Origin of the sequence: Dickeya undicola, from assembly GCF_000784735.1 — a bacterium.
Taxonomy (GTDB): Bacteria; Pseudomonadota; Gammaproteobacteria; order Enterobacterales; family Enterobacteriaceae; genus Dickeya; species Dickeya undicola.
Genome location: NZ_JSYG01000021.1, coordinates 13,929 through 28,203, shown reverse-complemented (window position 1 = coordinate 28,203; position 14,275 = coordinate 13,929). Strand labels below are relative to the sequence as shown.

General features: G+C 54.8%; 11 protein-coding genes. 3 read left to right on the top strand and 8 right to left on the bottom strand.

Annotation, left to right across the window (positions count from 1 at the left end; translation table 11 throughout):
- Nucleotides 1-37: 37 nt before the first annotated feature.
- The 3 genes from OB87_RS10450 to greB all read right to left on the bottom strand — a co-directional run bounded on the left by OB87_RS10450 (nt 38) and on the right by greB (nt 4,541).
- Nucleotides 38-1,747, bottom strand: a complete 1,710-nt coding sequence (locus OB87_RS10450; protein ID WP_033569390.1) for a lysophospholipid acyltransferase family protein — start codon at nt 1,745-1,747, stop codon at nt 38-40.
- 154 nt (nt 1,748-1,901) lie between these two features.
- The gene (locus OB87_RS10445) at nt 1,902-3,890 is read right to left on the bottom strand and encodes an LTA synthase family protein (protein WP_033569389.1); all 1,989 of its coding nucleotides are present in this window, start codon (nt 3,888-3,890) and stop codon (nt 1,902-1,904) included.
- 165 nt (nt 3,891-4,055) lie between these two features.
- Nucleotides 4,056-4,541, bottom strand: coding sequence for a transcription elongation factor GreB (gene greB, locus OB87_RS10440; RefSeq protein ID WP_033569388.1), 486 nt, complete (start codon nt 4,539-4,541; stop codon nt 4,056-4,058).
- A gap of 270 nt (nt 4,542-4,811) precedes the next feature.
- On the opposite strand from greB, the gene ompR reads away from it, so the two are divergent.
- Together ompR and envZ are read left to right on the top strand one after the other, a co-directional pair.
- Nucleotides 4,812-5,531: an osmolarity response regulator transcription factor OmpR gene (gene ompR, locus OB87_RS10435; RefSeq protein WP_005969424.1), complete on the top strand. Its 720-nt coding sequence runs from the start codon at nt 4,812-4,814 to the stop codon at nt 5,529-5,531.
- A complete protein-coding gene (envZ, locus tag OB87_RS10430) occupies nt 5,528-6,925 on the top strand; it encodes a two-component system sensor histidine kinase EnvZ (RefSeq protein WP_033569387.1) in 1,398 nt (465 codons plus the stop codon). Before ompR ends, envZ begins: the two co-directional genes overlap by 4 nt.
- A gap of 68 nt (nt 6,926-6,993) precedes the next feature.
- Here envZ and pckA read toward each other — a convergent pair whose 3' ends face one another.
- The 5 genes from pckA to OB87_RS10405 all read right to left on the bottom strand — a co-directional run bounded on the left by pckA (nt 6,994) and on the right by OB87_RS10405 (nt 13,196).
- Nucleotides 6,994-8,613: a phosphoenolpyruvate carboxykinase (ATP) gene (pckA, locus tag OB87_RS10425; protein ID WP_033569386.1), complete on the bottom strand. Its 1,620-nt coding sequence runs from the start codon at nt 8,611-8,613 to the stop codon at nt 6,994-6,996.
- Nucleotides 8,614-8,875: 262 nt separating this feature from the next.
- On the bottom strand, nt 8,876-9,748 hold the full coding sequence (hslO, locus tag OB87_RS10420) for an Hsp33 family molecular chaperone HslO (RefSeq protein WP_033569385.1): 873 nt from the start codon (nt 9,746-9,748) through the stop codon (nt 8,876-8,878).
- 22 nt (nt 9,749-9,770) lie between these two features.
- Entirely contained in the window at nt 9,771-10,184 is a 414-nt protein-coding gene (hslR, locus tag OB87_RS10415) for a ribosome-associated heat shock protein Hsp15 (RefSeq protein WP_033569384.1), read from the bottom strand.
- On the bottom strand, nt 10,181-10,885 hold the full coding sequence (gene yrfG / locus OB87_RS10410; protein ID WP_033569383.1) for a GMP/IMP nucleotidase: 705 nt from the start codon (nt 10,883-10,885) through the stop codon (nt 10,181-10,183). Before yrfG ends, hslR begins: the two co-directional genes overlap by 4 nt.
- A 181-nt stretch (nt 10,886-11,066) precedes the next feature.
- Entirely contained in the window at nt 11,067-13,196 is a 2,130-nt protein-coding gene (locus OB87_RS10405; protein WP_033569382.1) for an intracellular growth attenuator family protein, read from the bottom strand.
- 426 nt (nt 13,197-13,622) lie between these two features.
- On the opposite strand from OB87_RS10405, the gene nudE reads away from it, so the two are divergent.
- Nucleotides 13,623-14,171 (top strand): ADP compounds hydrolase NudE, encoded by a 549-nt coding sequence (nudE, locus tag OB87_RS10400; RefSeq protein WP_033569381.1) that lies wholly within the window; start codon nt 13,623-13,625, stop codon nt 14,169-14,171.
- Nucleotides 14,172-14,275: the final 104 nt, after the last annotated feature.

The following is a 14,275-nucleotide window of genomic DNA, read 5'->3' as shown; positions in this document are numbered from 1 at the left end:
TTTTGGCGGCCCGGCTGATGCCGGTGCCGCCAGTGTATTACGCTTCGTTGCAGAACGGTGCGATGTAGCGCTGATGACGAGAGGCTTTCAACTGCTGTAAATCCACCAGTACCAGACCATCCACGCAGTTGTTGAAATCCGGGTCGACGCCAAAGTCGATAAACTGCACGCCGCCCGGTTCGCATAACTCCGAGTACTGCTTATACAGCGTGGGAATGGAGCATCCCATGTTGCTGAGCATACTTTTGAGGCGCGTCAAATCCTGTTGATAGTCGTCGCCTTCGAATTGCCTCAGTACTTCCGGCAGCGACGCTGGGTAGGGCCGACGCGAACGGGCGAGCGACTGGCTGGGTGCAAAATGCAACCGGTAGAAGGCTATCAGCAAATCACGTGCGGTAGAGGGCAAGGTACTGGATAACGATACCGGGCCGAACAGGTAGCGATACTCCGGGTAACGTGCCAGATATGCGCCAATACCGAGCCACAGATAGTCCAGGCCGCGCTTCCCCCAGTATTTGGGCTGGATAAAACTGCGGCCCAGTTCAATGCCGCTTGCCAGAATGGGGGCCATTTCTTCGCCATACTGAAACAGGCTGTGGCTGTATAGGCCGTTGATGCCCTTTTCTTCCAGCAGTCGGCTTGTTGGCGCGAACCGATAGGCACCGACGATTTCCAGCTCACGTTCATCCCACAGCACCAGATGCAGATAGTCGTCGTCGAAACTGTCCAGATCCCGGCGTTTACCAGAACCTTCGCCAACGGCGCGAAACGCGATTTCACGCAAGCGTCCCAGTTCACGCAGAATGGGAACGTAATCTTCGCTGCCGCGTCGGTACAGATAGATTTTCTTACCGTCTGGCGTAGTGCCGAGCATTTCGCATCCTTCCAACGCCCGTTTAAGTTGTGTGCGCTCTTCCGGCAGTGCAATCGGCTTGTCGCCGTTAAAACAGCCGGGTTTGCCTTGCCCCAACCGGTAGACATGGCGGCGGAAGCGGGCGGCCAGGTCGTTAGGCTGCCATTCCCCCTGGCTCCAGGTGGAATAAGGGATCTGCGCGCCGATGCGAAAGCGCAACCGGTTGCCTTGCTGGCGGAACATTTCCCGCACCAGCAATAGCGTGGACAAAGGGCGATAAATCAACGATGACAGGTAGAACAGATTGCTGTTACGTCCGCTGATATGAATCGGCACGATCGGCGCGCGTGCTTTGGCCGCCATGCGGATAAAGCCGCTATGCCAGTGGCCGTCCCGGATACCTTTGAAACTGATACGGGAGACTTCGCCCGCCGGGAACAGGATCACAGCACCGTCGCCGGACAGGTGCTCCTGAATCGCGGTGAATTGCTGACGTCGGGTGCGGTTGTTGAAGTTATCCACCGAGAAGAACAGGCTTTTCAGCGGTTCAATATAGGAAAGTAGTTGGCTGGCGACGATACGTACATCCGGCCTGACGCTGGCGACGGTACGCAATAGCGCCAGCCCGTCCAGCGAACCGATCGGGTGGTTAGCAACCAGCACCACCGGCCCCTGGCTGGGAATATTCTCCAGATCGCCTTCCACCATTTCACAATTCAGGCTGAAGTAATCCAGAACCTGTTCTACCAAATCCAGTCCTTTGAGGTGGGGATAGCGTCGGGCGAACTGCTGAAATTCGTTTTCGAATAGCAGCGATCGCAGGATGGAACGCTGCCAGTTCGGTGTGGGACGATGCGGTGCAATATCTTGCAGAATGGTATCCAGGCTAAACATATATTGGCCTCCATAATCACCGTTGCCACGGTAAGGGAGGGAAATGACACCTTTATGTCAAAGCTGGAATAAATTTTTCTGAACGTAACGAATGCTCGCAATATAAGTGCTATCGGCCGATGCCCGGCAGGCGTTGCCGGGCACGGTTCAGTGATTACTTGTCGATAATGCCTTGCTCGCGGGCGTTGATTTGCCAGTGCAATAGCGCGGGGTAGGCGGTGGTGCGCTGTTGCTGTTCTGCGCTAAGGGGGTGGGTGTCGGTTTGCGTCAGCATCGGGTTGGCCGCATCCCAGGAGTAGCGTTCGCTGCTGCCGATAGGCATCACACCTTGTCTATCAATCCACAACACCTGGTTGTAGCCAAAGGCGCGTGTTGCATCGTCCTGTTGTGCCAGCATATTGCGCCCACCGAGTGCGTAATAGGGCGCATCGGAGAGGCTGTAGGCATAGAGCGTTGGGAAGATGTCTTTATGTGAACCGGGACGCCAGGCGTCAAAACGCCAGGTTGTTTGCGCCAGAATGGTTTTCGGCACGTACAGATAAAACGGTACTGCACGATCGAGGAACTGTTCGTATGGATACTGGGCTTTCAGGCGACGCATTTGGTGGTCGCCAGTGGCGGCGATGAGCGTCGATTCCCCCATCGGAGAGGATTTTATCGCCGTAATAAATTCTCCCAGTGCATTGGTCGCGTACTGGTAAGTGGTGGCGATAGACTCTTGCTCCTGTTGGTTGACTTCAGCATGGGCCATCATCTCTGGCCCGGCGTGCACGGGCAGCGGATGGTAGCTGGCGGGAACCTTGTAGGGAGGATGATTGGTGACCGTCAGAATACTGATGAAGAGCGGCTGATGCGCTTGCTCCAGTAAGTGTTGTGCCAGACGGAACGCAAATTCATCCGGTACTCCCCAGTCGGTCAACATGGCGCGCGATTCCGGGTAGCGTTCCATCAGCGAGCTTTGATCGTAGACTTCATTCACGCCGAGCCGGGGCAGATAGTTACCGAGGTTCCGCCACATACGGCTGCCAGAGGTGATGAAAATCACTTTGTAGCCCGCTTTCTGGTAGGTTGCGTAGGGCGTGTCATCCAGTGTTTTGTATTGTGCGGATGAATGACTGAGGTTCTGGATAGGGCTTTGGAAAAACAGTGCCGCGAATGACGGTGCCGTTCCGTTGCCTTCAGAAACGAAGTGGCGGAAAACAAAGTCTGAAGCGAAATGTGGCCGCAAGGCACCCAGCATATCGTTATCCGGCAGGTGATCGTACACCAGCATATTGCTGCCCATACTTTCCATCAGCGCCATTACCACGTTGGGATGGTGCGCCGCCAGCCAGGGGTTGACCGGTGTTCGGCTTTCCAGTGTTGCCAGGCCGCTTTGGGCGCGCAACTGCTCTCCTGCTGTACGCGTCACCGGTTCAAAATGGACGTCGTCATCCCTGTCACCCATCGCCCAGGCGGAAGCCATCAGCCCATTGGGGGCCAGCTTGTTCAGAATGGTGGCGGATGAGATTTGTGAGTCGTTGCGTCGTAGCGGAAAGGTGCTCAGGCTGCCGCGGATCATGGCGAAAAATAACAACAGGCTGATAAACAGATAGATGACAAAGACCGGGCGGGTCAGCAAACGTGGCGGGTGTGCCGACAGCAGCATTTTTCTGCCCAGTCCGCCCGCCAGAGAAGCGAGCAGTAGCGTCAGCAGCAATGAGGTGACTACCGGATAATCCCGCCAGATGTTGGACCACACAGCGACAGGGCCATCATCAATCAACCCGAAAGCGAAGATATCAATGTAGGTGTGGTACGTCTGGTAATAAAAATAATTGATGATGGCGATGGCGCACACCAGAAAGGCGCTGCCGCCCAAATACCAGGGGGCGAGGCGTTGCAGCCAGCGCCAGCCGGTGCGGTGCGAGCTGACCAGCAAACCGAGAAGCAACAGCGGTGCCAGTATGATGGACACCGCACGCAAATCGTAACGCAGCCCGGTGAGCCACATTAGCCTTATTGCGGAGTCGTAGTGCTGCAATTGCTGGGGGTCGGCAAACGCGGTAAACATAGTTAGCCTGGCGCAGGACAACAATAGGCTCAGGAATAAAACCTGCCACCATAGTGTCTTTAGAAAAGTACGTGTGTTTTGTTGGTACATATTGTTTTTATGCTTGCCGTGTTGTCAGTACAGGGATGTTACGGTTTTTTTTCAGAAAAATATCAGTAGCGTGTCAGGAAGATGAAAGGAAATATGAAAGAAAAGATGAAAAAGAGTAGGAACGGCAGAGAGGTGCTGCCGTTCTGTATTGAGTGAGAGGGCGTATCAGTTGTCGAGAGGGCGGTGATAGTCGATTTTATTGACGTACCAGACCTTGGGGCCGGTTGGCGTCGTCACCACCGCTTCTTCATCCACCGCTTTTTTCAGCAGCGCGCGCGCCATGGGAGCATCAATAGAGATGTAATCCTTGCGGCCGTAAATTTCATCCGGCCCGACGATCCGAAAGCGTTTCACGTCGCCGTCTTCGTTTTCTACCTCGACCCAGGCACCGAAAAACACCTTGCCGTCTTGCTGGGGAGAGTAATCCACCACGCGTACAACCTGCAGGCGTTTGCGCAGATAGCGCACCCGACGGTCGATTTCACGCAACAGACGTTTGTTGTAGAGGTAATCGGCGTTTTCGCTGCGATCGCCCAGGCTGGCGGCCCAGGCGACCTTCTCCGTAATCTCCGGGCGGCGTTCCTTCCACAGATAATTGAGTTCCTGATGCAGGGCTTCATAGCCTTCGCGTGTGATCAGATCGGTTTTCATACGCTTTTCTGAAATGTGAGGATCATAAAATCGTTATAATCGTTAGCTGTGAGATAACATAGCGGATAAATCGTCATTTGTGGCGTGATTTGCAAGGCCCGATGATGGGAACGGCTTGATTACAACGTATTTTTATATCCTTTGTAACAATTTTGCCTAGAATATATACCAGAAACGACTGTCAGTTCATTGCCGGTTTCTGAACAATATCAGATTGTGTTTCGTAATAAAGCCAAGCGCTGGCGGCTATCACGTCTTTGGAGAAGAGAGATGCAAGAGAATTATAAAATTCTGGTTGTGGATGACGATATGCGCCTGCGTGCGTTGCTGGAGCGCTATCTGACCGAACAGGGTTTTCAGGTCCGTAGCGTCGCTAACGCCGAACAGATGGATCGCCTGCTGACACGCGAATCCTTCCATCTGATGGTGCTGGATCTGATGTTGCCGGGGGAAGATGGCCTGTCAATCTGCCGCCGTTTGCGTAGTCAAAGTAACCCGATGCCGATCATTATGGTGACGGCGAAAGGTGAAGAAGTAGACAGGATCGTGGGTCTGGAAATCGGTGCGGATGACTACATTCCCAAACCGTTTAACCCGCGCGAACTGCTGGCCCGTATCCGTGCGGTTCTGCGCCGTCAGGCCAACGAATTGCCGGGCGCGCCGTCGCAGGAAGAAGCGATTATCGCGTTCGGTAAGTTCAAGCTGAACCTGGGTACGCGCGAAATGTTCCGTGACGACGAGCCAATGCCACTGACCAGCGGCGAGTTCGCCGTACTCAAGGCGCTGGTCAGCCACCCGCGCGAGCCGTTGTCCCGTGATAAGCTGATGAACCTGGCCCGTGGCCGGGAGTACAGCGCCATGGAACGCTCGATCGATGTACAGATCTCCCGCCTGCGCCGTATGGTTGAGGAAGACCCGGCACACCCGCGTTATATCCAGACTGTATGGGGGCTGGGTTACGTGTTTGTGCCGGACGGCAGTAAAGCATGATTCGATGGCGCTTCTCTCCGCGCAGCGCCTTCGCCCGTACGCTGTTGCTGATTGTTACTCTGCTGTTCGTTAGTCTGGTCACCACCTATCTGGTGGTGCTTAACTTCGCGATTCTGCCCAGCTTGCAGCAATTCAACAAGGTTCTGGCCTACGAGGTCAGAATGTTGATGACCGATAAGCTGCAACTGGAAGACGGCTCCACGCTGGACGTGCCCCCCGCGTTCCGGCGTGAGATTTACCGCGAACTGGGCATCTCGCTCTACACCAACGCTGCGGCGGAGGAGAGTGGGCTGCGCTGGGCGCAACACTACAAGTTTCTGAGTCAGCAGATGGCGCAGCAACTGGGCGGGCCTACCGAAGTGCGGGTGGAAGTAAGCAAGAATACCCCGGTGGTGTGGCTGAAAACCTGGCTGTCGCCTGATATCTGGGTGCGGGTGCCGCTGACGGAAATCCATCAGGGCGATTTCTCGCCGCTCTTCCGTTATACCCTGGCGATTATGCTGCTGGTGATCGGTGGTGCCTGGCTGTTTATCCGGGTGCAGAACCGGCCGCTGGTGGAGCTGGAGCACGCCGCCATTCAGGTGGGGAAAGGCATTATTCCGCCGCCGCTGCGCGAGTACGGTGCGTCGGAAGTCCGTTCGGTGACGCGCGCGTTCAATCAGATGGCATCCGGGGTCAAGCTGCTGGCAGATGACCGCACGCTGCTGATGGCCGGTGTCAGCCACGACTTACGCACACCGCTGACCCGTATTCGTCTGGCAACAGAGATGATGGGCCAGGAAGATGAATACCTGGCGGAGTCGATTAATAAGGATATTGAAGAGTGTAACGCCATCATTGAGCAGTTCATTGACTATCTGCGCACCGGTCAGGAAATGCAGATGGAAGTCGCGGACCTTAACGCGATTCTGGGCGAAGTGGTGGCGTCGGAAAGCGGTTATGAGCGTGAGATCGACAGCGATCTTGCTCTGGGTGAGTTGCAGATGAGGGTCAGCCCGTTATCCATCAAGCGGGCGGTGGCAAATCTGGTGGTGAACGCGGCCCGTTACGGCAACGGCTGGATTCGCGTCAGCAGTGGCCGCGAATTACAGCGCGCCTGGTTCCAGGTCGAGGATGACGGCCCCGGCATCGACCCGTCGCAACTTGCGCACCTGTTCCAGCCGTTTGTGCGTGGTGATAGCGCCCGCAGCACCAGCGGCACCGGCCTGGGGTTGGCGATTGTGCAGCGCATTATCGATGCTCACAACGGGTCGCTGGATATTGGTGCCAGTGAACGTGGTGGGCTGCGGGTCAGAGCCTACCTGCCGTTAGCCTTCCCGAATCAATCCGGTAGCACGCCTGTACGTGATGGAAACCGGCGGGCACCACCCCCTGTAACCAACAGAAAGAAATAAAAAAAAGGCGCGATGAACGCGCCTTTTTGCTGTCGGTGCGCTGCCGGTGAACGGTAGCGCATTGCTTGTTACCGTTTTGGCCCGGCGGAAACCAGCGCCGCACCGGCAGGGGTGTCGGTGTACTTATCGAAGTTGGTGATAAAGCGCTGCGCCAGATCGTGCGCCTTCTCTTCCCACTGCGCCGGGGAGGCGTAGGTGTCGCGTGGATCCAAAATCGCCGGATCCACACCCGGCAGCGCGGTCGGGATCGACAGATCAAAGATCGGCAGTGTCTGGGTTTCGGCGTCGTCGATGCTGCCATTGAGGATCGCATCGATAATGCCGCGCGTGTCCTTGATGGAGATACGCTTACCGGTGCCGTTCCAGCCAGTGTTCACCAGATAGGCTTTAGCACCTGCTGCCTGCATACGCTTCACCAACACTTCGGCGTACTGCGTCGGGTGCAGCGTCAGAAATGCTGCGCCAAAGCAGGCTGAGAAGGTGGGGGTTGGTTCGGTTACGCCGCGTTCGGTGCCTGCCAGTTTCGCGGTAAAGCCGGACAGGAAGTGGTACTGGGTCTGATTCGCGGTCAGACGAGAAACCGGCGGCAGCACGCCGAAAGCATCGGCGGTCAGGAAAATCACCTTGGTCGCGTGCCCGGCTTTGGAAACCGGCTTGACGATGTTATCGATGTGATAGATCGGGTAGGACACACGGGTGTTTTCGGTTTTGGAGCCGTCGCTGAAATCTACGCGGCCATCCGCCAGTACGGTCACGTTTTCCAGCAGCGCATCGCGGCGGATAGCGTGATAGATATCCGGCTCCGCTTCAGCGGACAGATTGATGGTTTTCGCGTAGCAGCCACCTTCGAAGTTGAACACGCCGTCATCATCCCAGCCGTGCTCGTCATCGCCGATCAACTGCCGTTTCGGGTCGGTGGACAGCGTGGTTTTGCCGGTGCCGGACAGGCCAAAGAACACCGCCACATCGCCTTTTTTGCCCACGTTGGCCGAGCAATGCATGGAAGCGATGCCTTTGAGCGGCAGCAGGTAGTTCATGATGGAGAACAGACCTTTCTTCATTTCGCCACCGTACCAGGTGCCGCCGATGAGCTGGATGCGCTCAGTCAGGTTGAAGGCCACGAAGTTTTCCGAGTTCAGCCCCTGTTCCTGCCACTGCGGGTTGGTGCACTTCGCGCCGTTCATCACGATGAAATCCGGCTCGAAATCCTGCAACTCCTCATCGCTGGGGCGGATAAACATGTTTTTCACGAAGTGAGCCTGCCAGGCGACTTCGGTGATGAAGCGCACCTTCAGACGGGTGTCGGCGTTGGCGCCGCAGAAAGCATCAACGACAAACACGCGTTTGCCCGATAACTGACTGGTGACCAGCTGTTTCAGGTGCTGCCAGGTTTCCTGACTGAGCGGATGGTTGTCGTTTTTGCCTTTACCCTGATCGGACCACCAGACGGTGTCGCAGGTCACATCGTCGCGGACGATGTATTTATCTTTTGGGGAACGGCCGGTGAAAATGCCGGTATCAACGGCAACGGCACCCAGCTGGGTTTCGATACCGTGTTCATAACCTTGTAGGGTAGGGGATGTTTCTTCAGTAAAAAGTAAATCGTAGCTTGGGTTGTAGACAATTTCGCCGACATCATGAATGCCATAAGCCGTCAGTGCTTCTGGCGTAATGCCTTTTATCTGCATGTTGCTACTCCTGGATCGTTATAGTCGTACCATTTGTAAGTCTAGGCGCTGAGCTTATTTTAACCGCGATAACAATCAAAAAATTAAATAAATTCATTAATAACTTTGCTTATACATGTGAAGAAAAAGTAAGCAAATGGTTGTTATGTCAGCGAGATTAGCGAGGGGATGGCGGGCAGCTTTTTGTGCTGTCGTCGTTGTGAAGACGTCGTTATGAAGTGTATAGCGAAGCGGCCTGCTGGCAGGCCGCTGAAACTAGATATCAGTGCAGGGTCGGCTCGGCACCAGACTGACGAAGCTCGGCAATATCCTGCGGGCTGAACAGATAATGGCTGCCGCAATAATCGCAATGCATATCGATCTGTCCATCCTGCGCCAGAATGTCGTTGACCTCGTCCGCCGACAGGGTCATCAGCGCGTCAGCGCAGCGTTCCCGCGAGCAGTGGCATTGGAACGCTACTGGCTGCGGTTCATACAACGTGACGTTCTCCTGATGGTACAGGCGATAAAGCACCTCGTTGGCCTCCAGACCGAACAGTTCTTCGCTTTTGACGGTAGCGGTCAATTGAGTCAGGTGGTCGAAATCTTCACGGTTGCCGTGTTGTGCAGGCAGCACCTGTAGCAGCATTCCGGCGGCGCACTGGCGGCCATCATGCTCGCCGGTGCGAATGAACAGGCGCGTTGGCAACTGCTCGGACTGCTGGAAGTAGTTTTCCAGACAGGCGGTCACGTTGTCGCCATCCAGCCCCACCACACCCTGATAGCGCTCGCCCTCGGTCGGGGTAATGGTGATCACCAGATAACCGTTGCCCACCATGTCGTGCAGTGAACTGTCGGCGGCGATGTCGCCTTGCAGGCGGGCGACGCCACGCATCTGCTGCTGATGGTTGCCGTTGATCACCGCCAGTTTCAGTGGACCATCGCCTTGCAACTGCACGGTGATATCGCCGCTGAATTTCAGCGTAGCAGTCAGCAGGCTGGTGGCGACCAGCATTTCACCCAGCAGGTTTTTTACCGGCGTGGGGTAGTCGTGGTTGACCAGCATCTGCTGGAAGGTGTCGCTTACTGTTACCAGTTCGCCGCGAACGGCATGATTTTCGAACAGATAACGATGCAATTGGTCATGATTGGCCATAATGTTCTCTCGTGGTGACGACTTATTCCGCGTCACTGTATTTGAATTTGATTAAATCCCGGCGTTCTTTTTTATCCGGCCGCCGGTCCGGATGCGGCATCGATAGGGCGTTGAGCTTTCTGGCTTGCGCCAGTTTTTCCCGCTTTTCAATACTCTGCTGCGTTTCTTCATACAACGCCTGCGCTTGCACCGCCGGACGCCGTTGAGCACAGATGGCGCGCACAATTACCGTGCGAGCGTCGTTGCCCTGACGTAGCGTGATTTCAGCATCCAGCTCTACCAGCTTGCCGGGTTTGCTGCGCTGGCCGTTATAGTGCACTTTGCCGCCGTCGATCATCTCGCGCGCCACTGAACGGGTCTTGTAAAAGCGTGCCGCCCACAGCCACTTATCCAACCGGACCGCATTGTCATCGTCATGCTGGCTGTCTTTGCTCATGAACACTCCTGATTGCCGATGGAAACCGACTGGTGGATGCCCGGAAGCAACGCCAGATAGTTATTCATCGACGGATGCTGCTGAAAGCGGTTTTCCTGCCGATTGGTTGAGTCAGGATTACTGACACCCAGACAGTAACGGATGCCAAACGTTCTGGCGGCATCCAGTATGGGTTCGCTGTCATCCACAAACAACGTGCGTGCCGGATTAAACCCGGTTTCCGCCTGAACGGACCGCCATAACCGCTGATCCTCTTTGGGATACCCATAAGTATGGGTGGAAAGCAATAAATCAAGGTGCTGATCGAGCCCGGTGTGAGCGACCTTGACCGACAGGCTGTGCGGGTGGGCGTTAGTCAGCAGAATGGTGCGACGTCCGCTCTCGCGCAGTGCCCGCAAAAATGGCGCGGTATCCTCACGCAGGCGAGCTCGGTGGCCGATATCGCTGGTCATCTGGTAGATATTCAGCCCCAGCCGGTCGCTCCAGTAATCAAAGCAGTACCAGTTCAGGGTATGACGTACCGCCTGATATTCCGCGGTGATCAATTGCTGAGCCTGATCCAGGCTGATATTGCGTTGGCGGCTCAGGGATTCAGGCACCAGTTGCAGCCAAAAGTAGCTGTCAAACGCCAGGTCGAGTAGCGTACCGTCCATATCCAGCAGGACGGTATCGATCTCATTCCAGTTCAGTTCGGGATTCATGCACACTCCAGGACATGAGCCTCGTTTCCGTTTGAGCCGGAAGCGGAGCTGTCGATGTTATCAGCGTAGCATAACCGCTAAACGTGGCCGATCACACTCGGCGATTGAGGTAACGGGTCGATCGTGTCGACCGGTTACCTCATCCTGGAAGCCGAACTGTGGGGACTGGGCATGACGTACACTATCCGTAAATAACGGTGGCGGCGGGTGCTTCCGGCACCAGATGGCGTGCGTAGTATTGCTGGATGTTGGCGATACGCTGCTGACTGCGACGGCGTTTCACCAACAGCAACACCAGATTGAGGATCAGAATGACGCTGAAGGCCAGCAACAGCAGGCAGGCACCCAGCGAACGCCACATGGTGACCGCATCAGGCTCGCTGTGCAGCGAAATATGGCGGGTGCCGTTGGCATCGATGCTCAGTTGAGTGATCACACCGTTAGATTCGAACGGCGTGTGCAGCAGCAGGGATGACAGACGTTGCAGTTCCTGCCATTGCTCCTGTGGGGGTAAATCGCGCAGTGGTGTGGTTGGCATTTGATGATTGACGAACTGGCGGCCTTCGTCACTGCGAATCAGGAACCCCCCTGGCGGCGGACTGTTCAGCGAATTGGACGCGCTGATGATTTCGCGGCTATAGAACTCGTCGGTGGCACTCTTTACCAGTGAATCCAGCGACTCGGCGCTTACCGGACGCAGCACCACACTCATGCCCTTCAGTGCGCCGGAACGTGCTCGTTTGACCAGCAGATCCCAACTTTTGGCGTTGCCCAAGTTGATCAACGCATTTTTGAGCCGGGTGCAATCCTCTTCTTTTTCACACAGCGTGTCGGTTTTCAGCACAATATCCGAGAAATTACTCAGCAGAATCATGCCGGATTTCTGGATGGCGTCCGCTAACTGTGAATTGACCTGATTATCACTGGTGGCAGGGTGCAACTGTTCGTTGACCGTTTTTTGCAGTGCGGCGGTTTTTTCAATGGTATCTGATTCGGGCAACGGCAGCGGTGCCGCTTTATTCCAGTAAATAGCGGCACAGTCAAATGGTGCAAAAGCGGAGGCTCGGGAGGAGGTCGGATTAAGGTTAATCGGCGGCACGTAGCACATGCCGGTTCCGCGCACCTGTAATTTGTCGCCGATGTGTAGCGACATGCGCTCCAGTTCTTCAACCTGAACCACCTTGATGCTATTTGTGCCCTGCATCCAGGCAAGTGTGAGTTTTAACGGCAGATCAAGTGGCACCGAGGTCAATAACAGGATCAAGCTTAGCAATGCGCCAACCGCCAATATGGCGTTTTTCCCCCATTGCTGTAGCGGGAAAAATTTGACTTCGTTGTGTAAAGACAGGTAGTGGCCCTGACGTACCACCTGACGGGTCAGGTAGATATCCACATCGGTTTTTCTGCCAAGATCGTAGCCGATATAAGGCTGCCAGTGAGGGGGATAGATAAGATCAATATTGCCAAGAGAGACATTGCCAATCTGGCTTTGACTGGTGTCGCTGAACAGCCCCATACATTGTGGCGTGCCGTGCAGGCAATGAACTTCGCGGAGTTCTCTCTGCGAGGGAGGGCGGAACAGCTGCCAGCATCCCCAGGCCGCCATGAGGCAAGCAGCACCAGCCAGCCAGGGCAGCATTGCCAGCGGGCTGGTCAGGCTCAATACTAACAGCAAAAACGCCAGACTCAGTACGCCAGCCTCACGCAAGCCACGTGAGCGATGCACCGCGTGCTCTTCCGGTGTTTCCTTCCGAATGGCAACCAGTTCGGTGTGTTCGTGAATTTCTGGCCTGATCGACGCCTGCTCGCCAGAGATATCGGCACCGGTACTGGAATCCATCTCATTGACGAATTCTGTCAGCGAATGGCCGTTGAGTGAGACGACCAGTGGAATCGAACGGGTTTTGATCAGTTCGATCTCATTGTTCTGGGTGATGTATTGCTCCCAGCGTGCAGGCAGGTGAATCTCCTGCGTGTCGATGTAGTAGCGCCATTTATTGGGCGCATCGGTACTTAGCCCATAGCGAGTGATGCTATGAGTAATGGGATACACTCTGTTGCCCGGTAGCAGGCGAGACAAACGCGGTGATGCTACCGAAACGGACGACGAAACCGGCCCGCCCAACTGGGACATGGTCAGATAGCGTTCGATAGCAATACGTTCCGACGCCGTCAGCTGACGATGTCCCGACGATGTAACTGGCAAACGTTTGGCGAATAGAAGACGACGATACATGAGATAACCAATGATCCCCCCTACCGCAATCAGACAGGCAAACAATACAGCCAATATGATGAGTATTGTGCGCATATTATCTCCAGCCAACAGCGTAAGGTTCCCCCTGTTATTTCCGGATAGTAACAAAACTACACGAACAATGTTAACCCACGTCTCATGGTTAATGACTGAATTAACCGACTATTAGTTGTTTAACAGCATATGCTAGCAAGTGTAAAGAGAGGGAGAAATGAGGAAAGTCTGAATTTTTCCTGATGGGTTATTAATAACTGGCTATGCGCACGACATGATTTTTGTATAAAAAGAATTAATGTGTGTGCGGTGTTGCTAATATGTAAATTCATCATGATAGAGTTGCAGCAGCTGTTAATGTTAACGCACAATGTGACTCACTGAATATTCTGTAGGAAACTGCGGCTCTACCGGTTTTTGTTCCGTGCCGACCATTGGCCTGAACGGGGGAAGCCTGTTGATGTTTCCTTATAGATAGAGGCCACGATGAATAATAACCTGCAAAAACCCAAAATCCTCAAGGTTGAAACCGTAGCCCGTTCTCGTCTGTTCAATGTGGAATCCGTTGATCTGGAATTTAGCAATGGCGAGCGCCGCGTTTACGAGCGTATGCGTCCGTCGGGCCGTGAAGCCGTGATGATTGTACCGGTGAGCGGCGACGATTTGCTGTTGATTCGTGAGTACGCGGTAGGTATTGAGCAGTATGAACTGGGGTTTCCCAAGGGCTTGATCGACCCAGGTGAGACGGTGTTTGAAGCGGCTAACCGTGAACTGAAGGAAGAGGCTGGGTTTGGTGCTGAACAGTTTGAATTGTTATCCACCCTCACGATGGCACCGTCCTATTTTTCCAGCAGCATGAATGTGGTGGTGGCAAATGGCCTGTATCCACAACGCTTACAGGGTGATGAGCCGGAACCGTTGCAATTGGTACGCTGGCCGCTGGCAGATATGATGTCGCTGCTGAAAGAGCCGGATTTTCGCGAAGCGCGTAACGTTAGTGCGCTGTTTCTGGCGCAACAGTGGCTGGGCCGGTGATAACCGACTGTGTCTGTCAGAACGATTGATAACCAAAGAAAAAGGCGCGATATTCGCGCCTTTTTGCTATTTCAACCAACAGCGTATCTCAATCAGAAACGTAT

What these genes read in the sequence shown, in the direction of transcription:
- OB87_RS10450 (WP_033569390.1), bottom strand. Translation starts at nt 1,747, where the DNA reads ATGTTTAGCCTGGATACCATTCTGCAAGATATTGCACCGCATCGTCCC.
- OB87_RS10445 (WP_033569389.1), bottom strand. Translation starts at nt 3,890, where the DNA reads ATGTACCAACAAAACACACGTACTTTTCTAAAGACACTATGGTGGCAG.
- greB (WP_033569388.1), bottom strand. Translation starts at nt 4,541, where the DNA reads ATGAAAACCGATCTGATCACACGCGAAGGCTATGAAGCCCTGCATCAG.
- ompR (WP_005969424.1), top strand. Translation starts at nt 4,812, where the DNA reads ATGCAAGAGAATTATAAAATTCTGGTTGTGGATGACGATATGCGCCTG.
- envZ (WP_033569387.1), top strand. Translation starts at nt 5,528, where the DNA reads ATGATTCGATGGCGCTTCTCTCCGCGCAGCGCCTTCGCCCGTACGCTG.
- pckA (WP_033569386.1), bottom strand. Translation starts at nt 8,613, where the DNA reads ATGCAGATAAAAGGCATTACGCCAGAAGCACTGACGGCTTATGGCATT.
- hslO (WP_033569385.1), bottom strand. Translation starts at nt 9,748, where the DNA reads ATGGCCAATCATGACCAATTGCATCGTTATCTGTTCGAAAATCATGCC.
- hslR (WP_033569384.1), bottom strand. Translation starts at nt 10,184, where the DNA reads ATGAGCAAAGACAGCCAGCATGACGATGACAATGCGGTCCGGTTGGAT.
- yrfG (WP_033569383.1), bottom strand. Translation starts at nt 10,885, where the DNA reads ATGAATCCCGAACTGAACTGGAATGAGATCGATACCGTCCTGCTGGAT.
- OB87_RS10405 (WP_033569382.1), bottom strand. Translation starts at nt 13,196, where the DNA reads ATGCGCACAATACTCATCATATTGGCTGTATTGTTTGCCTGTCTGATT.
- nudE (WP_033569381.1), top strand. Translation starts at nt 13,623, where the DNA reads ATGAATAATAACCTGCAAAAACCCAAAATCCTCAAGGTTGAAACCGTA.